The organism is Halomonas sp. TG39a, from assembly GCF_000744395.1.
GTDB classification, from domain to species: domain Bacteria; phylum Pseudomonadota; class Gammaproteobacteria; order Pseudomonadales; family Halomonadaceae; genus Vreelandella; species Vreelandella ventosae_B.
Genome location: NZ_JQLV01000001.1, coordinates 2997889 through 3019547, shown reverse-complemented (window position 1 = coordinate 3019547; position 21659 = coordinate 2997889). Strand labels below are relative to the sequence as shown.

Below are 21659 nucleotides of genomic sequence, written 5' to 3'. Positions count from 1 at the left end.
CGCCCTATGCAACGCTATTCCGGCTTCGGCCTGGTCAAGCACGCGCTGAGCCACCATGAGAACTGGGAGCGCCAGTGGCGCAACCCTACCCCCAAGAAGCAGTACGATGTGATCATCGTTGGCGGCGGTGGCCACGGCTTGGCCACGGCCTATTACTTGGCTAAAGAGTTCGGCATTAAGAATGTGGCAGTGATTGAGAAGGGCTGGCTGGGTGGGGGCAATACTGCCCGTAATACCACCATCGTGCGTTCCAACTATTTATGGGATGAGGCGGCCGCCCTTTACGATCATGCGATGAAGCTGTGGGTGGGGCTTTCCCAAGACCTTAACTACAACGTGATGTTTTCCCAGCGCGGCGTACTCAACCTGGGACATACCCTCCAGGACATGCGCGATATCCAGCGCCGGGTTAACGCCAATCGCTTGAACGGTATCTACGGTGAGGTGCTGGATGCGCGAGGTGTGCAGGAACTCGTGCCCATCATGGATTGTTCAACCAGCGCCCGTTACCCCGTTTTGGGCGCTTCCTGGCAGCCTCAGGCTGGTGTGGCGCGCCACGATGCTGTGGCCTGGGGCTATGCACGCGGCGCTGACGCCCATGGGGTGGATATCCTCCAGCAAACCGAAGTCACCGGCTTCAAAATCCGTGATGGCCGAGTCTATGGCGTCCACACCAATCGCGGCGATATTGAGGCCAAAACCGTGGGTTGCGTCGCTGCCGGTAATTCCGGGGTGCTGGCCAACATGGCGGGCTTTAAGCTGCCGCTGGAGTCCCACCCGTTGCAGGCCCTGGTTTCCGAACCGATCAAACCGGTTCTCGATACCGTGGTGATGTCTAATCAAGTGCATGGCTATATCAGCCAATCCGACAAGGGCGACTTGGTGATTGGCGCGGGTATCGATGGCTATAACGGCTATGGTCAGCGCGGCAGTTATCCCACTGTTGAGCACACCCTCCAAGCCATCGTCGAGATGTTCCCGATTTTCTCTAGAGTGCGTATGAATCGCCAGTGGGGCGGCATCGTTGATACCTGCCCAGACGCCTGTCCGATCATCTCCAAAACGCCGGTGAAGGGTCTGTATTTCAACTGCGGTTGGGGGACTGGTGGCTTTAAGGCTACCCCTGGTTCGGGGCATGTGTTCGCCGCGAGCCTGGCCAAGGGTGAGATGCACCCCATCGCTGAGCCGTTCTCCATGTTCCGCTTCCATAGCGGGGCGCTGATTGACGAACACGGCGCTGCCGGTGTGGCCCACTAGGGTTTGTACGAGGAGTATCCAAATGTTCTATATCTACTGCCCTTACTGCGGCGAACACCGTGAAGAAGAGGAGTTCCACCCCAAGGGCCAGGCGCATATTGAGCGACCTAAAGAGCCTGAGGCGTGTAGTGACGAAGAGTGGGGAAACTACCTGTTTTTCCGCGACAACCCCCGAGGTGTACATCACGAAATGTGGGTGCATGCGGTGGGCTGCCGTAAATTTTTCAACGTGACGCGCCATACCGTGAGCTACGACATTCTCGAGACCTACAAAATGGGCGAGCAGCCGTCGATTACCGCCGAGAGCCAGAGTCATCACCGCGAAGCCGCTGCGGTAAGCGATCAAGAAGAGGTGCGGGCATGAGCCAGTCCAAGCAGCATCAACAGCAAGCGTTTCGCCTTAACACGGGCGGGCGTATTGATCGCTCCCGCACGCTGAGTTTTACCTTTAACGGTCAGCATTACCAAGGGCACCCAGGCGATACGCTGGCTTCAGCGCTGCTGGCGAATGGCGTGGATATCGTTAATCGCAGCTTTAAGTACTCACGCCCCAGAGGCATCGTTGCCGCTGGCGCCGAAGAGCCCAATGCCATCGTTCAGTTGGGTAGCAACGAAGCGGCCCAGGTGCCCAATGTGCGCGCTACCCAGCAGGCACTGTTTAACGGCTTAACCGCCTGTAGCACTAACGGCTGGCCAAATGTTCAGCGCGATTTAATGGGCCTGGTTGGCAAGCTGGGCGGGCAGTTTATGCCGCCGGGCTTCTACTACAAGACCTTTATGGCCCCGGCGTCGATGTGGCTGACCTACGAGAAGTACATTCGCAAGGCGGCGGGACTGGGCCGCAGCCCCATGGAACCCGATCCAGATAGCTATGATCACCTCAATCAGCATTGTGATGTGCTGGTTATCGGCGCGGGTGCTGCTGGCTTAGCGGCGGCGCTGGCTGCCGCGCGCAGCGGTGCCCGGGTGATGGTGGCCGATGAACAGGAAGAGATGGGTGGCTCACTACTGGATAGCCGCGAAACTCTGGATGGCACCCCAGCAGCCCAGTGGGCTGCTGGGGTGCTGGAAGAGTTAGCCGGATGCGAGAACGTTACGTTGTTGCCCCGCACTACCGCTAACGGATACCACGACCATAATTTTGTGACGCTGCACGAGCGGCGTACTGAGCATTTGGGCGAAACGGCCCCTGTCGTCAATGGCCACCGCCCAGTGCGCTCCAGAATGCATCGGGTACGCGTCGGCCAAGTGATCCTGGCTACTGGCGCCCACGAGCGGCCGCTGGTTTATGCGGGTAACGATGTGCCGGGTAATCTGTTGGCGGGCGCTGTGTCTACTTACATTCGACGCTATGGCGCGGTGCCGGGGCGCCAATTGGTGCTCTCCACCAGCAACGACTATGGCTATCGCGCCGCCTTAGACTGGAAAGAGGCCGGCTGCGAGGTTGTGGCTATCGTTGATGCCCGTGAGGCACCAGATGGTGACTGGGTCGAGGCCGCACGCGCCCAGGGCATCAAAATCATCCCCGGCAGTGCCGTGATAGAGGCGAAGGGCAGCAATCGGGTTACCGCCGCGCGGGTGGCCAAGATCGATATTGACGCTTTCAAAGTGAGTGGCCCAATCCAGGAGCTGGCCTGCGATACCATCGCCAGCTCCGGCGGCTATAGCCCGGTGATTCACCTAGCTTCCCACACCGGTGCGCGGCCTACCTGGCGTGACGATATTCTCGGCTTTGTGCCGGGGCTGGTGAAGGGTGTTCAGGCGTGTGGTGGTGCTAATGGCACCTATGCCTTGTGTGATGTACTCGCGGAGGGTGTCGAAGCGGGCATCAGAGCGGCGGCCGCCACGGGGCACTCTGCCCAGCCAATCAGCCTGCCTAGCACCGAACGCCTTCAGCAAGGGCCAGCGGTAGCACTGTTTCAAGTGCCCCATGAAAAGCCCACCCTGCGCGGGCCTAAACAGTTCGTCGACCTACAGAACGACGTCACCGCGGCGGGCATCGAGCTGGCAACTCGGGAGGGCTTTGAGTCCATCGAGCACATCAAGCGCTATACCGCGATGGGGTTCGGTACCGACCAAGGCAAATTGGGCAATATCAACGGTATGGCGATTGCCGCCCGCTGTCTGGGGCGCTCCATTCCTGAGGTGGGCACCACGGTGTTCCGTCCCAACTATACCCCGGTCACCTTCGGCGCCATTGTTGGTCGCCACTGCCGTGACCTGTTCGACCCCGAGCGTTATACCGCGCTTCATCAGTGGCACGTTGAGCGCGGCGCTGAGTTCGAGGATGTCGGTCAGTGGAAGCGCCCCTGGTATTATCCACAGAAGGAGAATGGAAAAACCGAGACGATGCACGAGGCAGTGGCTCGCGAGTGTCTGGCCGTGCGCGAGAAGGTCGGTATCCTCGATGCCTCGACGCTTGGCAAGATCGATATTCAAGGGCCGGATGCGCGTGAGTTACTGGCGCGGATTTACACCAACAAGTGGGAAAAACTGGCGGTAGGCAAGTGCCGTTACGGTCTGATGTGCAAAGACGATGGCATGGTCACCGACGACGGTGTGACCAGCTGCCTGGCCGATAACCACTTTTTGATGACCACCACTACCGGTGGCGCGGCAGCGATCCTGGAATGGCTGGAGTTGTGGCATCAGACCGAATGGCCGGAACTGGATGTCTATTTCTCATCGGTGACTGACCACTGGGCCACCATGACCATCACCGGTCCGGAAGCACGCAAGCTGCTCGCCGAGATCAGTGATATCGATCTTGACCGCGAAAGCTTCAAGTTTATGGATTGGCGATCCGGGAAAGTGGCAGGGGTGCCTGCCCGAGTCTTCCGCATCTCTTTTACCGGCGAGCTGACCTTTGAGATCAACGTGCAGGCAAACTACGCCATGCATGTGTGGCAGACCCTGTTCAAGCATGGCGAGAAGTATGGTTTGACGCCCTATGGCACCGAAACTATGCACGTTCTGCGCGCTGAAAAGGGCTTCATCATCGTGGGCCAGGAAACCGACGGCTCGGTGACGCCGGAAGACCTGGGCATGCATTGGGCGATCGGCTATGACAAGCCCTACTCATGGATTGGTAAGCGGGCCCTGACACGCAGTGACACCAAGCGTGAGAACCGCAAGCAGCTGGTGGGACTCAGGCCGAAGGACCCGAAGGTGGTTCTCGAAGAGGGGGCCCAGATCGTGTTTGATCCCAAGCATGCGATCCCTATGCCGATGGTGGGTCACGTCACCTCCAGCTACTACAGCCCGGTTCTGGATTCAGGGTTTGCGCTAGCGGTGGTTAAGGGTGGCCATCAGAAGTTGGGCGAAACGGTTTATTTGCCCATGGCAGACGGCCAGACCCATGAAGCTGAAATCGTCAGCACCATTTTCTACGACCCCAAGGGAGAGCGCCAGCATGTCTAACGCGGCCACCTTCGACACCCGTACTGATACCGCTATCCCGGTAGAACCCCCGTTAGCCTATAGCTATCGTCACAGTGGCGCGCCTCGGGGCAGTGGTTACCGGCTTAAGCTACGCGAGCGGGCAATGCTTGGGCATCTGATCCTGCGGGGTGGCGCTATCGTTCTCGACGAGGCGGTGCGCGACGTGCTGGGCATCAGCCTGCCTGGACAACCCCAGGCGTTGGTGCACGATGCCAGCGGTGAACGTTCTATCCAGTGGCTTTCCCCGGACGAGTGGCTGGTGATCGTACCCGGAGGTGAGGAGTTCCCGCTGGAGACCAAGCTGCGTGAGCATTTGGGCAGCGCCCACTTTGCGATCAGCGATGTCAGCGGTGGGCAGACCCTCATAGAGCTTTCCGGCGAGGCGGCCCGAGAGTTGTTGATGAAAACGGTGATCTACGATGTTCACCCCAGCAATTTTCCAGTGGGGAAGGGTGTCACCACCGTCTTCGCTAAGGCGACCACGATTATTCGCCGCCCCAGTGAAGAGCGCTGGGAGTTAGTTGTGCGGCGCAGTTTTGCTGACTACTGCTATCGCTGGTTACTGGATGCCGGGTCAGAGTACGGCGTTAACGTAGAACAATAAGTTGGCAGGCCGGAACACTGTTTCGGCCGCTACGATCTGCCGCTAATAGAGATACATTCACTATGAGTCGAATGAGTGATACCTGGATACTTGCCGCCCAATGCCCTAGTCGCTTGGGAACGGTGGATGTCGTCACGCGTTTCTTGAAAGAGCAGCAGTGCTATATCACTGAACTCAACTCTTTCGATGATCGGCTGGGCGGACGCTTTTTCATTCGCGCCGAGTTTCGCCCCGAGCAAGATGAGTTTCATGAAGAGCGCTTTCACACCGATTTTTCAGCGCGGGCGAGCGAATTCGACATGCAGTTCGAGTTGACGGCCCCTGGCAAACGCACCGGCACCGTGATTATGGTTTCCAAGGCCGATCACTGCTTGAATGATCTGCTCTACCGTTATCGGACAGGGCAGCTTCCGCTGGATATCAAAGCAGTGATTTCCAATCATCCTGATCTGGAGCCGTTGGCAGCATGGCACGATTTGCCCTACCACTACCTGCCGATCACGCCCGAGACGAAATTGCAGCAGGAATCGCAGATACGCGACATCATCGCGGAAACCGACGCTGAACTGGTGGTGCTGGCAAGGTATATGCAGGTGCTTTCACCTTCCATGTGTGAGTTATTAGCCGGACGGGCGATCAATATTCATCACTCGCTGCTGCCCGGTTTTAAAGGCGCTAAGCCTTATCATCAGGCGTATGAGAAAGGGGTTAAGCTGGTCGGCGCAACGGCCCACTACATTAATAATGACCTTGATGAAGGGCCGATTATTGCCCAGGGGGTCGAGCCTGTGGATCACACCCACTACCCGGAGGATCTGGTTGCCAAGGGGCGTGATATCGAGTGCCTCACCCTGGCTAGAGCGATTAGCTATCATTTGGAACGCCGCGTGTTCTTTTATTCAGGGCGCACAGTCGTTTTTGGCAACTAGCTTTTTGGTAACTAGCTTTTTGGTAACTAGTCTTTTTGTAACCAATGCTTTTTGCCTAATGCTGTTGTTAATAAACGCAAACAGTTTGAGCGCGCTTTTATAACTGGGTTGCTGTCGTTGCTAAGCTTTTGCCAGAGCGATATGTAACCCCTTGTTATGTGTGATAAGCCGTGCCTAAAAATATGATTTTATAAATATAAAAATATCATCAATAAAAGATAGATTAGTTTTATTTATCATCACATCAATAACTTATTGAAATTGTCAGGCACCGCCTGACTTTCCCCTGTTTATACGTCAAGAGGTGCTCCAATGCCTATCAGTGTTTTCGACCTTTTTAAGATTGGAGTAGGCCCCTCCAGTTCCCATACCGTCGGGCCCATGCAGGCGGCTTTTAAGTATGTCACAACCCTGCGCGAAAACAGCCTGCTTGATGAGGTAGGGCATCTTGAAGTCCATCTTTATGGCTCGTTGTCCGCCACGGGTATCGGACATGCCACCGATAACGCAATTATTATGGGATTGATGGGTGAACGCCCTAGCACAATAGATCCCTCTATTATTGAACCAGCCATTCAGGCGCTTAAAGAGAGCCAATCATTACAGCTTGGCCGACAAAAAACAGTGAAGTTTGTTTGGGAGAGTGACCTCTATTTCCATGAAGAGAGCTTGCCGCATCACCCTAATGCCATGAAGCTGGCGGCTTTTACGCATCAGGGCGACTTGGTGTATCAAAATACCTATTACTCGGTGGGCGGCGGCTTCGTGGTTGAACAGGCCCAGGTGGATATGCCGCTGGACGATTTGGGTGGCGTTACCATTCCTTACAACTTCGATACCGCAGACGAACTCCTGGCGCTATGTAAAAAAGAGCAGCTCAGTGTCAGCCGGCTGATGCTGGAAAATGAGAAAGTATGGCGGACGGAGGAGGAGGTCAGAAACGAACTGTGGCGTATCTGGCAAGTGATGTGTGAATGCATCGACAATGGATTAACTCACGAAGGGATACTGCCGGGCGGGTTAAACGTTAAGCGCAGGGCTAAGCTGCTTCACCAGCATCTGCAAGCGGCAGAGCAGAATGATTGCCTGATAGCCTCAACGTTCTCAGCGATGGAGTGGGTGAATATTTTTGCACTCGCCGTTAACGAAGAGAACGCTGCGGGTGGGCGGATGGTGACGGCGCCCACCAACGGTGCCGCAGGTATCATTCCGGCCGTTTTGCACTACTACATGAAGTTTCAGCCGAACGCCTGCGAAAAAAACGTGGTGGATTTTTTGCTGGCGGCAGGCGCCATTGGCATTCTGTGCAAGAAAAATGCCTCAATCTCCGGCGCCGAAGTGGGCTGCCAGGGGGAAGTCGGGTCGGCTTGTGCCATGGCAGCCGCTGGCTTGGCTGATGTGATGGGGGGCACGCCCGAACAAGTCGAGCATGCGGCCGAAATCGGCTTGGAGCACAATTTAGGATTAACCTGTGACCCTGTGGGTGGGTTAGTTCAGATTCCCTGTATCGAGCGCAATGCCATCGCAACGGTAAAGGCGATCAATGCCGCTCAAATGGCACTGCGTGGTGATGGCACTCACTTTATCTCGTTGGACAAGGTAATTCGTACCATGCGCGATACCGGCAGAGACATGTTGGATAAATACAAAGAAACATCTAAAGGTGGCTTAGCTGTGAATGCTATTGAGTGTTAACAAGCCCTAGTAACGATGCAGCAACCCTCTGATAGCAACTCAATGGCTAGTGTGAATCGCGTCAGGCGGACGCTTTCTCCGAGAGCGGTTGTAACGCCGCATCCTGTTGTCGCTGATAAGCTTTGATGCGTTCAACCAAGTACTCAGCGTCAGCCGCCACGCCAGAGAACCTCCCAGAGCCCCAGGTATGCAGCCATGGCAGGCCAATAAAGTAGAGGCCGGGCTGTTGGGTGACACCGCGTTTGTGTATGGGATGGCCCTGACCATTGAATACCGAAGCATCAAGCCAGTGAAAGTCAGGGCGAAAGCCGATGCACCAGATAACGGCGCTAATCCCTGCGTCGACCAGATTTAGCTCGGAACGCTCTTGGTTCGGTTCCCAGCATGGCGTGTACTCGGGCGCTGGTGGGGCCTCGATACCCTGGGAAGCGATGTAGGCATCAATTCGCTGGTTTATGTTGCAGTAAACACTGTCGGCATGATCGAGGTTGGCTTTCAAATTATCGCGAAAGATAAAGTCCCCATTGCGGTACTCTTCTAATAGCCCGAATAGCTCCATACCTTCGAGAGCGAACTTGCGCAGGTCGATCTCCCGACCCCCGTCACGTCCTGTGACATAGTGGTTGGTGTTATCTCTTACTCCCTCACGTAATGGGTGCTGATCGACCGACATCTCGTAGTAGCCCATTTCATCAAGCCATTCGACAACATCTTTGCCGCGATATTGACGCGCCACGCGCGGGGCATCACCGGTGGCGAGGAAGACTTTTCGCCCAGCAATGTGCAGGTCTTCGGCAATCTGGGCGCCAGATTGGCCGGAGCCCACCACCAACACTGCCCCCTCGGGTAACTGTTCAGGGCTTCGGTATTCCGCGGAATGTAGCTGGAACAACCGATCGGGCAATCGCTCTGCCATACGTGGAATGATAGGGAGATGATAACCGCCGGAGGCCACCACGACCTGATCCGCGCTAAACTCACCCGCGGAACTCTTCACTTCGTACTTCCCATTGCTATTCAGACTGACGCGATTAACGGCAACGCCTTCGAGGGCGGGAGGCTGAACCTTGGTGGCAAAGCGGTCAAGGTAAGCGACGACGTCGTCTCGTTTCATAAAGCCTTTAGGATCATCCCCGTCGTAGGGATGATCGGGTAGCTGGCACTGCCAATTCGGCGTCACTAAGGTGAATGAATCCCAACGCGCTGTCTGCCAGCTATGCATTAAGCTGTGTTTCTCTATAACGAGATGGCCGATTGCCTGTTGTTGAAGGTAGTGGCTGACGGATAGCCCCGCCTGACCGCCACCGATGATAATGGCAGAATAGTGCTTACGTAGGTCTTTCATATCGCTCTCTCTTTGCAACGATTGATGAGATGTTTGATGGGCTAGTCGATGCGGATAATTTCGACCATGTCCTGCGGATTATTGCCAAACTGCTGGGCTTTGGCCTTGATGACCGTCGACTGATCAATGGCACTGGAGCAGAAGAAGCCGAATTTTTGTTCGACGCGCTGGCTGGCTGCCTCTAAGGCTGTGTCGGCGCGCTCCACAAAAGCATCGACGCTGAGACGCTCGCCGACCTGGAAGTACTCCTTTACGACGGTAGAGGGTGAGTAACACTGGTCTTCGCTGCCATCTGGCCAGCGAACGTGGAAGTGTATGGCTGGCATGCTCAAAGCTCCTGTTGGGGAATGGGCATTTGGGGGCGACTCAGTCCGGTTAATGGAGTCGTTGCAAGGTCATGGAACAACTGGCGATCATTGTCGGTTTCTACCCAGAGCTGAGGTGAGGAAACGATCTCGCCGATCTGCGCGGCGGCGATGCCACGGGCACGGAAGCGCTCTAGCAGCATGGGAAGGTGCTCATTATCCGTGGTGAGCAGGTAACCGAAGCTAGGGAAGGTGCATAACCAGTCTTCCCAAGTGACTTTCTCGGGTTTCGGGATGGCGTCAAGGTTAATGCTCACACCTACATCAGCGCTCTCCATGAGCATTAAGGTGGTACCGAGGAGACCGGCCTGACTAATATCTTTAGCGGCGCTAGCCAAGCCCGCTTCAGCAATACAGGGAAGTAGTTCGATGTCGCCACGCAAACGCTCAGCGGGCGCCGTTGTGGCCGCGTTCCAATTCAGATAGGGCGCTTGATAGGCGCCGCGCAGGTCGATAGCCGCCACTAATAGCTGCCCAGGCCGCGCCGCAAAACTGCTCAGCAGGCATTGGGCTCGACCCAGGATGCCGACCGCCAATTGCGGCTGATTGGAGCGAAGGTTGGTGTGGCCACCGACGATGGGAATGCGGAAGGTGTCGGCGGCCTCACGCATGCCTTTGGCAATGAGTTCAGCGCTTTCTGGGTCATGGCTCCATAGAGCATTGACGATTGCCTGGGGCCGCCCGCCCATTGCGGCGATATCACTGACGTTAACCATCACCGAACACCAGCCAGCAAACCAAGGATCCTCGGCGACGAAGGCGGTAAGTAGCCCTTCCATCGCCAACAGTGTGTAGCCTTCGCCGCTGGGAATGGCCGCGGTATCGTCGCCGTTGGGATGCCAGCCATCGGGCAGTGCTGTCAGGTTGGGAGCGATCCGCGCGATATCGGCCTTATGGGCAAGACCACTATAATCGTGCACTTTCTGGAGCAGTTCTGTTAGGTCGAGTCGTTGCTTTTGGCTCATGATGCTTGTCTCAGTGCGGGGGCTGAAAGGATCTTAAGCAGCCCAGGCGCCAGCTCAGCGAGAGGTTGGCGTTGACGCCCAGGCACAACAAAGCCGCTAAGAGGAGAGTGGCAAGGGGGGTAGTGGGTAAGGTCGGCCTCCATGACGACATGAGGTCGATCAAGGATTAACTCCTCTCCAATGCTTCGCCAGTGCAACTGTTGAAAAAGAGCCTCATTCTGGGCCTGTACCCGGGCCAAAAAGCGTTGGCAGCCCAATGCATGAGCGCTGGAGACGGCCAGCCGAATCAGCGTGGAGCCTAGGCGGCCTTGGGCGCGGAAGGCTGGGTCAACAGCAAGACGCGAACCATGCCAGAGTCCAGGTTCTGATTCGTGAATACGCACTGTCCCCACCACTTGCTCATACCATCCTCCTGTGCACCCTAAAGCGACGAGTAGGTGGGCTGAGTCATCGATGGCATCTCGGTCGTCCTGATCAAATATTGCCTGCTCATCGCAGAAAACGCGCCGCCGCAATGCCAGTGCTTCATCGGTTTCCCAAGGCAGGCTCGCCCACTTGATCCGGTAGTTGGAATAGGCCGAATAGGCGTCGGATGTTGACATCATCGGGCACTCCTCTATTAAGCGTTTCGCGTGCTGTTAGCGCTCGTACTCAGACAACGTTGAACAGGCACCGCAACGCCCGCAGCCCGCTTTGATATCGCTAGAGCGCAACGCTGCGAGCTTGAGACGTCTGCCCAACGGCGCCAGGATCGACTCCATAAAGTCGGCGCTGGGCGGCTTATGATCTTCTAATGGCGTGCCGTTAATCGGCACGAACGGCACTACAAAGGGATAAACGCCGATTTCGATTAGGTGTTGGCAGGTTTCCAGAATGGCCTCGCGGGTATCCCCGAGCCCGGCAAGAATATAAGTGCTGACTTGCCCGCGGCCAAAGACGTCAACAGCATCGCGAAACGCCTGCATATACTCTTCGATGCCAACCTCGGCCTTGCCTGGCATTAGCGTTTTTCTTAGCGAAGGTGTGACCACTTCGAGATGCATGCCCAGGCTGTCAATGCCAGCTTCCTTCATGCGGGCATACCAAACGGGATCCTTAGGTGGTTCGCACTGCCCTTGCAGCGGAAGATCCACGGCCGCTTTGATGGCCCTGGCACTTTCGCAAAGGACGCTGGCTCCTCGGTCAGACGTGGCTGGCGTTCCGGTAGTCATGACCATATGTTTGACACCGTCGAGCTCGACAGCGGCCTTAGCCACCTCGGCCAGTTGGTCTGGGGACTTATGCGCAATGGTGCGCCCGGCTTGGAGTGATTGACCAATCGAGCAGAATTTGCAGGCTTTGCGCCTGCTCTCATAGCGGATGCATGTTTGCAGTACCGTCGTGGCCAGTACATCGCGGCTATGCAAGGTGGCGATATGCGTGTAGGGGACGCCGTCAGCGGTTTGCAGGTCGTAGAAGTGGGGCGTATCTGCAAAGGTAATATCGGCCATAGGAATCGTGTTTTCAGTCAGCCTATGCCCTTCATCACCTGACACTACGCTAAACGGTGAACGCCATGCCGACTGGGTATAGACGGGCACCATCATAGTGATTCCATCGATGGTTATTGCCTGATGGTCAGAAGGGCCAGCGCCGCCCCGTCGGCTGACATGCTCTTGTGATGCATCCTGCAGGCGTACGCCATGGGTTTGAAGTTCGGTGAACAAGCGTGAGCGATCGGCGAGCTTACTCATCTTCATCTCCTTGGGCATTATGGCCCTGAGCGGAAGTGGCCAGTGGCTGGCAGCAGTGGGCGGGCATATCGTTAATGGCTAAGCTCAACAGTTCAGGGCGCGCATAGTGGCCCACCGAATCCATCATTCGCTTACGCTTGGTAATCAGGGCGAAATCCAGGTCGGCAATAACGATGCCTTCTCCTTTGCTCAGCGGCTCGGCCAAGTGCTTACCTTCTGGCGAGATAATGGCGGTGTTACAGCCATCACGCAGAGCACGTTGTAGCGTGGTGTCGGGGGTAATGGATTCGATTTGGGAGTCGGTTAGCCAGCCGGTGGCGTTAACCACGAAACAGCCCGCTTCAAGGGCGTGATGACGGATGGTTACCTCAATTTGATCCGCAAAGACTGGGCCGACCAGCGAGCCAGGAAACTGGCTGCAGTGGATCTGCTCGTGCTGGGTCATCAGGGCATAACGTGCCAACGGATTGTAGTGCTCCCAGCAGGCCAGGGCGCCAACACGGCCCACGGCGCTATCCACTACCTTCAAGCCCGAGGCATCGCCCTGGCCCCAAATCATGCGTTCGTGGTAGGTCGGCGTGAGCTTTCGGCGTTTCAGCAACAGACGCCCGTCGCTATCAAAGATCAGTTGAGTATTGTAGAGGGTGCCATGATCACGCTCATTAACGCCAAGCACGACGACGATGCTCAGGGTGCGAGCGCGCTCAGCGACAGCATCAGTGATCGGGCCTGGTACCACCACGGCCTGTTCATACAGCCGTAAGTGCTCGGCGCCACAGGCCACGGCGGGGTAGACAAATGAAAAGTACGGATAGTAGGGAACGAAGGTTTCGGGGAACACGATCAGCTCAGCCCCCTTGCTGGCCGCTTCGTCGATTGCATCCAGTACCTTGACCAGCGTGCCGCCAACACTCTCAAGATCGGGAGAAAGCTGAGCGGCAGCGGCCCGCACTATGGTCGTTCCTGTCATGTTTGCTTGTGCCATGACCGCTGCTCCCCTTAGACCGTCCAGGTATCGATGATCAGTGCATCGTCGCGCACGTGAAGCAGCTTGAGGTCAAGCACATCCAGTGGATTGATCGCGCGGATGCCCTCAATGAGTGACGGTTCGCCATGACCATAGAGTGCTTGAAGAGCAAAGCGGCAGGCGTAGACCTTGCCTCCCTCGGCCATAAACTTGGTCAACTGATTGTTGAAGTTCATGTGGCCGGGGAACGCTTCATCACCCAGGGTGGGGAAGCCCCGCTGTACGCCCAAAGTGACCCCGGGGCCATACAGTAAGATGGAGGTTTCAAAGCCTTTACGCAGCAAACGCGTTGCCTGCAGCATATTCACGAAGCCGATCGACCCCTCAAAGGCAACCGTATGAAAAGTTACCAGGGCTTTTTCGCCTGGTTTCGCTTTTACGTCTTCAAAAACCTTCTCTTCGTAGTCGACCAGAAAATCGCCTTTCTTGTTGAGTGGTTGCGTCACTGTAGGCATGTCTAAGCTCCGTTTATTGCGAGTGGGAGAGTCGTTAACCGCCGTGCTTACACAAGCGGTACGATCAATACGGAGCAATCGACGTGCCAATTGATATGCTTATTGATCCAATCAATTGTCGATCATGTAGGTCGCTCTAAGCCTAAAAATTGACCAAATTTTTAGGCTAAAAAAATAATAAAAGGCTAATGTTTCAAAAAAACTGTGTTTTTCACCTTATTTGTGCAATGAAAGTGTGTTTTGCACCATTAAGTACATATGCAATCAATTTTTTATTTGTGCAATCTTTAGCCCATCAGTGATAAGTTTTGGTCGATAAGAAGAGTAGGTAACAATGTTTATTTAACGACGGAGAAGATATGCATACATCTGAGCTGGAACGCTGGCGAAAACGTTTAGACAAGGAGGTCAGCCAGCCAGCTTATCGTCTGGTCGCTGAATTGATTGCTGAAGATATCGGTAGTGGTCGGCTGCAGCCCCGCGAGCGACTGCCCCCGCTGAGAGAACTGGCGGGGGCTTTGAGTATCAATTACACGACGGCGGCGCGTGCCTATAACGAAGCTAAGCTGCGAGGCTTGATTGACTCGCATCCGGGCTCGGGCACTTTTATTAAAGGTAAGGCAGTGTCAGTGAAGCCGAGCAGTGGTTATGAGATGACCATGAACCTAATGATTGAGCCCGCTATACCGACGTTGATTGAACGAGTACGCGATAGCGCTATCTCGGTGTTGGCCCAGCGTGATCTTTACTCACTGCTGCGTTATCAAACCTTTGGTGGCAGCCATCATGACCGTGTGGCTGCGCTCCAATGGCTGGATCGGCGGCTGGACAACACGACACTGGAACAGGTCTTGATATGCCCCGGTATTCACAGCGGCCTGGTTGGGCTACTGATGCAGTTGGTAGCCCCAGGTCAGCTAATTTGTGTCGAAAGCCTGGTCTACCCCGGCCTAAAGGCTATTGCGGCCCAGCTCGGGCTGACCCTGCATTCATTGGAGCGTGACTCCGATGGCCCTCTTGTTCGCTCCTTCGAGGATATCTGTAAGCAGGGTCAAGTGGCCGTTTTGTACATTAATCCCACCATCCAAAACCCCACGACGACGACTATTCCCTTGGGGCGTCGTGAAGCTTTGGCCGATGTTGCCTTGCGCTATAGCATCCCGATTATTGAAGATGATGCTTACACCATGCTCAGCGAAGAGAAGATCGTCCCTATTGCTAACTTGGCCCCTGAGCTCACTTACTATCTGACGGGGACTGCCAAGTGTTTTGGCCCCGGTTTGCGATCAGGATTCCTACACGCCCCCACCAAGCGACAGGCGCAGAGAACCGCTGGGGCGCTTCGAGCCACCTCGGTGATGTCCAGCCCGCTGATTGACGCCCTGGTCACTGAGTGGATAACCGATGGGACGGCAGATGCCATGCTTAAAGCGATCCGTATCGAGGCCATTGCCCGCCTTGAAATAGCCGAGAAGATTCTGGGACGTCAGCGCATCGTGTCTGCCAAAGGTGCTTTCCACCTATGGCTCAAGCTGCCCAAGCACTCTGGCTGGAACCCTTCAGAGCTGGCGGTGCAATTACGTTCACATGGCGTTAGTGCGGTTGCCAGCGCTGCTTTTAGTACCGACAACCATCCCCCTGAAGCTCTGCGCTTGTGCTTCGGTGGTCAACTGACAAGAGAGGACTGGGAGGAAAGGCTGCATTATGTGGCGGATATCATCGACCAGCCTGCCTATCTGTCATCTCTGACGATGTAACCTTGGTCAACTGTCCTCGTGACGGTTTGGTATTGATTAGCCAGACGAATAGTAAAAGCAGTTTAACGCCCATTATCTTCGGCGATAAGTGGCTAGGGGTTCTTATCTCCTTATTTTAATGCACGCTGTGGAGCACTACCACGGTTGCGATCCGTCGTCTGATCCGGCTTTTTTGAGGCTTTCTGAGCCTGTACTTGTCAGCTGTGCATAGGCATAGTCCTTAAGTTAGTTTGAACGCTAACAAAGCAATTTATCGCCTAGCTGGTTCGGTTTTGTTTAGGAGGTGCCCGTTAATATGTTGATATATATTGTCTTTTTGATGATCTTTGTGGGCGTGACCGCAGCTCTGTATCAGGTGTATGAAATTCATTACAACATCAACGTCGGCAACGATAAAAAGTTGTCGAAGGCTGATAAAAGCCACTTACAAGCGCTTTCTGACCAAGCCAAAACCGCCACGCAAACCCATGCCCGGCCAGACTTTGATCAAGCGGCAGCCAATGCCTTGAGCCCTAATCTCGATCGGGATATCGCACTGAAGGCTTTTGCTGAAGAGGAAAAAGGCGTCTACGCGATTCCTTTGTTGCGGCGTAAAGCGCGGTTGTGCTTTAACGGCGATAGCAGTGCGAATGTAAACAGCGTAAAAGTGCGTCACTTGCTGTTTTGGAAAACAACGCTGCCGCGTACCAATATACGCGCAGCGTTGATTACACTGGTCATTTTGAACTGTTTCTTGGTTCAGCTACTGGCTGCCATGAGTGTTTATACGCTGGGTTATCCAGTCTCGACACCTTGGCTGGCTTGGTTAAACGACCCCATGGCAGTAATGCTGCTGATTTATGCCTTTATCTTTGCTTCACTGCTTATTACGAAGTTTGATAGATATATGCACGACCTCTATCAACTCGGCAAGCTGTTTAAGAAAAAAGCTGTTTAGCCGTCGGTGCAGCGCGCAATCTCATTAGCCAGTTGTTCCAGCAACGCATCGTAAAGGCCAGCATCCAGCGTCAGACCCACGCCCAAGGGATCCATGACGCCGATATAAGCAGACGTATCGCCAAAGACATTATTAACCATCTGCGGATTGAACTGAGGTTCACTAAACACGCACTGGATATTTTCGTCATTCACCAGCGTCTGCAGTTCCTCAATACGCGCCGGGCTGGGTGACGATGCGTCGCCGATGGAAATGGCCCCTGCCGCTTGGACGTTAAAGGCCTCCTCGAAATACTGGTAAGCATCATGGAAAACAATAAAGCGTGTGTCGGCGCTGTTGGCCAAACGATCCTGAATATGTTCCTGAAGGCTGGTTAAGTCCTCTTTCCCCTGGGCGGCGTTGTCGCGATAGTACGCTGCGTTATCAGGGTCGATCTCACTTAACTGTTCGGCGATGGCATCCAGCCAACGGCGTGCATTGTCAGGATCCAGCCAGGCATGGGGGTTCATGCCGGTATGGCTGTGATTATGGCCGTGGTGGTCATGATCGTGCCCACTTTCGTCATGGCTGTCTGCATGGCTGTCTTCATGATGGTGGTGTTCGTGATCGCCATGATCATGCTTATTGTGGTCGTGGTCGTGGTCGTGGTCGTGGTCGTGGTCATGGTGCTCGTGACCGTGTTCATCCCCATTGTTGAGCGCAAAGGTCGCGCCTTCGCGGTATTCCAATGTCGTCGTTCCGGGCTCATCCAATAGCTCAAGGTGGCGTGCATCACCCGCCAGGTTGTCAATGGGGCCTGATAGCCAGGGCGTCAGCGCGTCGCTTACCCATACCACCAGATCCGCATCATCGAGGGATTGTGCTTCGGAAGGCCGTAGCGAATAACCATGCGGCGAAGCACCAGGCTGGATAAACAGCTCAGGATCGCCGCGATCCCCCATCACCTTAGCGACAAGCGAATACACCGGCGGAATATCCACCGCAACATGCGGCACTTCTGCGGCGGCAACCAGCGGGAAAGCCGCTAATAGCGGCCAAGACAAACGAGCTAAACGGTTATTCATCAGGGTTCTCCTCATCATCAACTATGGCTTTTCTGGGTTCGAACATAGGCATCGACACTCGCCTATGCGAGATAGACATGTTATAACATAACAAATACAGAAAAGACGACCTTCAATTATGCGGCTTGCTCAGCCTCCTGATCGCGATGCGATTCTGAACGTTCGCCAACTGAACGTTCGTTTCGGCGGACAGCATATCCTCGAGAACATCAATCTCGATTTATATCGGCAACAGGTGGTGACCCTGATTGGCCCTAATGGCTCGGGGAAATCCACACTAGTGAAAACGCTGATCGGTGCGGTAACGCCCACCTCCGGCCAGGTGACCATCGCCCCGCAGCAGCGCATCGGTTATGTGCCCCAGCGGCTTCACCTGGATCCTACCTTGCCCATGACGGTCAAGCGTTTTATCAACTTGCCCCGTCGCCTCCCCCATCGCAGTGTGCAAAAGGCGCTGGAAGATGCCGGCGCCGAGGCATTGATCAAGGCGGCAATGAGCGAGCTATCGGGCGGCCAGTTCCAACGCGTGCTGTTAGCCCGGGCGCTGCTGGCAAAACCCGATATTCTGATTCTCGATGAAGCGACACAAGGGCTTGATCACCGAGGTACCGCTGAGTTCTACCAGCATATCGAAAGCGTGCGCCGCAGCTACGGCTGCGCTGTACTGATGGTCAGCCACGACCTCCATGTCGTGATGCGTACCGCCGACCATGTGCTGTGCCTGAATCGCGTTATCTGTTGCGAGGGCAAGCCCGAGCAGGTGGCCTCATCGCCGGACTATCAGGCGCTGTTTGGCGATCAGACCGCCCAGACCTTAGCCCTTTACCGCCATCAGCACGAGGAGGCCGCCAATGCTGGATGATTTTATGTGGCGGGCGATGATCGCCGGTGTATTAGTGGCCATGGCCGCCGCCCCGTTAGGGTGTTTCGTGGTGTGGCGGCGTATGGCCTACTTCGGCGATGCGACCGCCCACGCCGCCATTCTGGGGGTGGCGTTAGCGCTGCTATTGAACGTCTCTATCTTCTTAGGCGTGCTGACGGTTGCCCTGGTGATGGCGAGCTGTGTGTCAATGCTCAGTGGGCGGGGCTATGCCATGGATACCCTGCTCGGGGTAATGGCGCACTCGGCCCTGGCCATCGGCCTGGTGGCGGTGTCGTTTCTTTCTGGGGTGCGCATCGACCTAAACGCCTATTTGTTTGGCGATATTCTGGCCGTCGGGAAAACGGATATCTGGATTATCGGCGGCGGTGTAGCGCTGGTGCTGACGCTGCTTTTCTGGCGCTGGTCATCGTTATTGACCGCGACGTTAAGTGACGAGCTTGCCTATGCCAGCGGCATCCAACCCCGGCGCGAACAGCTGGTTCTCACCCTGGCGCTTGCAGTGGTCGTCGCCGTGGCGTTGAAAGTCGTGGGCGTGCTGCTGATTGCCGCCTTGCTGATCATCCCGGCGGCCACCGCCCGGCCTTTTTGCCGCACGCCAGAAGCTATGGCGATTCTGGCCGCGGGGATTGCCATGCTGGCGGTGACGGCAGGGCTTAGAACCGCCTATGTGATGGATACGCCGACCGGCCCGACGATTGTCATGCTAGCCGCTGTGCTGTTCACCCTGGCCACGGTTGTGACCCAAGGCTGGCGCTTGTTGCGTCAGCGCCTCCAGCCCGCGTCCTGTCATTCCGGTAAATAGCGCGGTGGTTGCAAGGGCTGCGTTCGCTCACCGCTCACGTCTATCCCAAGAGGTAACGAAATGACTGTTTCAACCCTGCCTGATGTAGCCAGCCAAACCGCCCGCTCACCGGCTGCTTTGACCTGGGTGGGCATGGAGGGCATCGCACTCCCCATCCGCCTAGGCAGCCGCAGTGTGACGGCCACGCTCAATGCAGGGGTTAGCCTGGATGACGCTGATGCACGGGGAATCCATATGTCCCGGCTGTATTTGGCGCTGGCACCGCTTGAAGAAGCACCGCTGACACTTCAAGCGGTTAAGGACATATTGAACGCATTTTTAACCAGCCAAGATGGCTTATCGCAGCATGCTTATCTCAGCATCGAAGGCGAGCTTCCGCTTAAGCGGCAAGCCTTGATCAGCCCTTTAGCCGGGTGGAAAAGTTACCCCTTCACCTTGCGCTGCCAATTAACGCCCGCTGGCTTTCAGGCTGAACTCGACCTTACAGTGGGCTATTCGTCCACCTGCCCCTGCTCGGCGGCACTGGCAAGGCAACTGATTCAGCAGGCCTTTGAGGAAGATTTTGCGGAAATTCCGTTAACAAAGACGGCGGTATCTGCGTGGCTAGGCAGCGAAGAAGGGATACTCGCAACGCCCCATAGTCAGCGCAGCAGTGTCGAATGCAGTTTGCGTTTATCTGAAAGCGAAAACGGAGAATGGCCCCTCGCGGATTCGATAGAAAACTCGATTGACCGTATCGAGAGGGCACTCGGTACCGCGCTACAAACCGCAGTAAAACGTATCGATGAACAGGCCTTTGCCCTCGCCAATGGACAAAACCTGATGTTCTGTGAAGACGCGGCAAGGCGGCTGGATAAAGCACTACGGCAAGCGCCGGGGGTGTCAGGGTTTCAGCTTAAGGTTGTGCATGCTGAAAGCCTGCACGCCCATGACGCAGTGGCGCGCAGTGAGTGGAATTGGTGAGCGTGTGTGGGCTCGCCTAGCGCACTGAAGGCTAAACGATTATTGGCCTTCCCTTCAGTGCTTGTTTAGGATCACTAGCGGATCTCAATAACAAAATAGCGAGCCGTTCTCATGAAGCCAGAAACCATTGCTCTTCACCATGGCTATTCGCCTGATTCACAAAACGCCGTGGCGGTGCCGATTCATCAAACCACGTCGTTTTCGTTCGATAACGCGCAGCACGCGGCGGATCTGTTTGATCTTAAAGTGGAAGGAAACATTTACTCGCGCATTATGAACCCGACCTGCGCCGTGTTGGAGCAGCGGGTAGCCGCGTTGGAAGGCGGTATCGCCGGGCTAGCGGTGGCATCGGGAATGGCGGCGATTACCTATGCGATCCAGACCATTGCCGAAGCGGGTGATAACATTGTCTCGATCAGCGAGCTGTATGGCGGTACCTACAACCTGTTTGCCCACACCTTGCCGCGCCAAGGCATTCAGGTGCGTTTTGCCGATAAAGACGATATTGATGGCATCGAAGCGCTGATCGATGAGCGTACCAAAGCGGTTTTCTGCGAAAGCATTGGTAACCCCTCGGGTGGCGTGGTCGACCTAGCAAAGCTCGCCGAAGCGGCGCATCGTCATGGGGTGCCGGTAATAGTCGATAACACCACGGCGACGCCGTTCTTATGTCGGCCGATTGAGCACGGGGCGGATATTGTCGTCCACTCGGCGACCAAATATATCGGCGGCCACGGCACCACGGTGGGCGGAGTGATTGTTGATTCGGGCACCTTTCCCTGGGCCGAGAATGCCAGCCGTTTTCCGCTGCTCAATGAGCCTGATGTCTCCTATCACGGTGTGAGCTATACCCGTGATGTGGGCGATGCGGCCTTTATTGCCCGTGCCCGAGTGGTGCCACTACGCAACATGGGGGCGGCGCTCTCTGCCCAGGCGGCCTGGAACCTGCTGCAGGGGTTGGAAACGCTGTCACTACGGATTGAGCGTATCTGTGCCAATGCCTTAGCGGTTGCCAAGCATCTGGAAAGCCATCCGTTGGTCACTTGGGTGCACTATGCTGGCTTGGAAAACCATCCCGATCATGCGCTGGCCCAGCGTTATATGAACGGCCATGCCTCGGGAATTCTTAGTTTTGGCATTGAAGGTGGGCAGGCCGCTGGTGAGCGCTTCTACGATGCGCTGGCGCTGATTCTCCGCCTGGTGAATATCGGCGATGCCAAAAGCTGTTCTTCCATTCCCGCCTCTACTACGCACCGCCAACTCAACGAGCAGGAACTAAAAGCCGCTGGTGTCACGCCGGATATGGTGCGCCTATCGATCGGCATCGAGCATATCGACGATCTGCTGGCGGATATTGATCAAGCGCTGGCGGCCTCTCAAGGGTAGTCTGTTTCGCCCCCGCCATCTCAATGCCATAAAAGCCAAGAGACGGCGGGG

At 55.7% G+C, this 21659-nt stretch carries 20 protein-coding genes; 12 read left to right on the top strand and 8 right to left on the bottom strand.

The window, feature by feature from the left end:
• Positions 1 to 6: 6 nt before the first annotated feature.
• From U738_RS13480 to U738_RS13455, 6 genes are all read left to right on the top strand, one after another.
• Positions 7 to 1257 (top strand): sarcosine oxidase subunit beta family protein, encoded by a 1251-nt coding sequence (locus U738_RS13480; protein ID WP_035581391.1) that lies wholly within the window; start codon positions 7 to 9, stop codon positions 1255 to 1257.
• Between the two features lie 22 nt (positions 1258 to 1279).
• Positions 1280 to 1621 carry a sarcosine oxidase subunit delta gene (locus U738_RS13475; protein ID WP_035581389.1) on the top strand — a complete coding sequence of 114 codons (342 nt, stop codon included), beginning with the start codon at positions 1280 to 1282 and terminating at the stop codon, positions 1619 to 1621.
• Entirely contained in the window at positions 1618 to 4677 is a 3060-nt protein-coding gene (locus U738_RS13470) for a sarcosine oxidase subunit alpha family protein (RefSeq protein ID WP_035581387.1), read from the top strand. Before U738_RS13475 ends, U738_RS13470 begins: the two co-directional genes overlap by 4 nt.
• Positions 4670 to 5302, top strand: a complete 633-nt coding sequence (locus tag U738_RS13465) for a sarcosine oxidase subunit gamma (RefSeq protein ID WP_035581385.1) — start codon at positions 4670 to 4672, stop codon at positions 5300 to 5302. Before U738_RS13470 ends, U738_RS13465 begins: the two co-directional genes overlap by 8 nt.
• Before the next feature lie 62 nt (positions 5303 to 5364).
• The gene (gene purU, locus U738_RS13460; protein WP_035581384.1) at positions 5365 to 6231 is read left to right on the top strand and encodes a formyltetrahydrofolate deformylase; all 867 of its coding nucleotides are present in this window, start codon (positions 5365 to 5367) and stop codon (positions 6229 to 6231) included.
• A gap of 312 nt (positions 6232 to 6543) precedes the next feature.
• Positions 6544 to 7926, top strand: a complete 1383-nt coding sequence (locus U738_RS13455; protein WP_035581382.1) for an L-serine ammonia-lyase — start codon at positions 6544 to 6546, stop codon at positions 7924 to 7926.
• 61 nt (positions 7927 to 7987) lie between these two features.
• Here U738_RS13455 and U738_RS13450 read toward each other — a convergent pair whose 3' ends face one another.
• The 7 genes from U738_RS13450 to U738_RS13420 are packed head-to-tail and all read right to left on the bottom strand — an operon-like array spanning position 7988 to position 13816.
• Positions 7988 to 9271: an MSMEG_0569 family flavin-dependent oxidoreductase gene (locus tag U738_RS13450; RefSeq protein ID WP_035581380.1), complete on the bottom strand. Its 1284-nt coding sequence runs from the start codon at positions 9269 to 9271 to the stop codon at positions 7988 to 7990.
• A gap of 41 nt (positions 9272 to 9312) precedes the next feature.
• Complete coding sequence (locus tag U738_RS13445; RefSeq protein WP_035581378.1) at positions 9313 to 9597, bottom strand: MSMEG_0570 family nitrogen starvation response protein; 285 nt, start codon at positions 9595 to 9597, stop codon at positions 9313 to 9315.
• Between the two features lie 2 nt (positions 9598 to 9599).
• Positions 9600 to 10601: a sll0787 family AIR synthase-like protein gene (locus tag U738_RS13440; protein ID WP_035581376.1), complete on the bottom strand. Its 1002-nt coding sequence runs from the start codon at positions 10599 to 10601 to the stop codon at positions 9600 to 9602.
• Positions 10598 to 11206, bottom strand: a complete 609-nt coding sequence (locus U738_RS13435) for an MSMEG_0567/Sll0786 family nitrogen starvation N-acetyltransferase (protein ID WP_035581374.1) — start codon at positions 11204 to 11206, stop codon at positions 10598 to 10600. Before U738_RS13435 ends, U738_RS13440 begins: the two co-directional genes overlap by 4 nt.
• Positions 11207 to 11239: 33 nt before the next feature.
• Positions 11240 to 12334 (bottom strand): MSMEG_0568 family radical SAM protein, encoded by a 1095-nt coding sequence (locus U738_RS13430; protein ID WP_035581372.1) that lies wholly within the window; start codon positions 12332 to 12334, stop codon positions 11240 to 11242.
• On the bottom strand, positions 12327 to 13319 hold the full coding sequence (locus U738_RS13425; RefSeq protein ID WP_232774858.1) for a Nit6803 family nitrilase: 993 nt from the start codon (positions 13317 to 13319) through the stop codon (positions 12327 to 12329). The genes U738_RS13430 and U738_RS13425 overlap by 8 nt, the downstream gene beginning before the upstream one ends.
• A gap of 14 nt (positions 13320 to 13333) precedes the next feature.
• On the bottom strand, positions 13334 to 13816 hold the full coding sequence (locus U738_RS13420; protein ID WP_022521498.1) for an MSMEG_0572/Sll0783 family nitrogen starvation response protein: 483 nt from the start codon (positions 13814 to 13816) through the stop codon (positions 13334 to 13336).
• A gap of 359 nt (positions 13817 to 14175) precedes the next feature.
• On the opposite strand from U738_RS13420, the gene U738_RS13415 reads away from it, so the two are divergent.
• Both U738_RS13415 and U738_RS13410 read left to right on the top strand, forming a co-directional pair.
• The gene (locus U738_RS13415; RefSeq protein WP_022521499.1) at positions 14176 to 15573 is read left to right on the top strand and encodes an aminotransferase-like domain-containing protein; all 1398 of its coding nucleotides are present in this window, start codon (positions 14176 to 14178) and stop codon (positions 15571 to 15573) included.
• 295 nt (positions 15574 to 15868) lie between these two features.
• Positions 15869 to 16510 (top strand): hypothetical protein, encoded by a 642-nt coding sequence (locus tag U738_RS13410; RefSeq protein WP_035581369.1) that lies wholly within the window; start codon positions 15869 to 15871, stop codon positions 16508 to 16510.
• On the opposite strand, the gene U738_RS13405 is transcribed toward U738_RS13410, so the two are convergent.
• A complete protein-coding gene (locus U738_RS13405; protein ID WP_035581367.1) occupies positions 16507 to 17574 on the bottom strand; it encodes a zinc ABC transporter substrate-binding protein in 1068 nt (355 codons plus the stop codon). The two genes, U738_RS13410 and U738_RS13405, sit on opposite strands and share 4 nt — an antisense overlap.
• A 118-nt stretch (positions 17575 to 17692) precedes the next feature.
• Between U738_RS13405 and U738_RS13400 the strand changes: the two genes are divergently transcribed.
• The 4 genes from U738_RS13400 (at position 17693) to U738_RS13385 (ending at position 21608) form a co-directional block, all read left to right on the top strand.
• Complete coding sequence (locus U738_RS13400) at positions 17693 to 18436, top strand: metal ABC transporter ATP-binding protein (RefSeq protein WP_035581365.1); 744 nt, start codon at positions 17693 to 17695, stop codon at positions 18434 to 18436.
• Entirely contained in the window at positions 18426 to 19259 is an 834-nt protein-coding gene (locus U738_RS13395) for a metal ABC transporter permease (protein ID WP_035581362.1), read from the top strand. Before U738_RS13400 ends, U738_RS13395 begins: the two co-directional genes overlap by 11 nt.
• 60 nt (positions 19260 to 19319) lie before the next feature.
• Positions 19320 to 20222, top strand: a complete 903-nt coding sequence (folE2, locus tag U738_RS13390; RefSeq protein WP_035581359.1) for a GTP cyclohydrolase FolE2 — start codon at positions 19320 to 19322, stop codon at positions 20220 to 20222.
• A gap of 111 nt (positions 20223 to 20333) precedes the next feature.
• Positions 20334 to 21608, top strand: a complete 1275-nt coding sequence (locus tag U738_RS13385) for an O-acetylhomoserine aminocarboxypropyltransferase/cysteine synthase family protein (RefSeq protein ID WP_035581357.1) — start codon at positions 20334 to 20336, stop codon at positions 21606 to 21608.
• Positions 21609 to 21659: the final 51 nt, after the last annotated feature.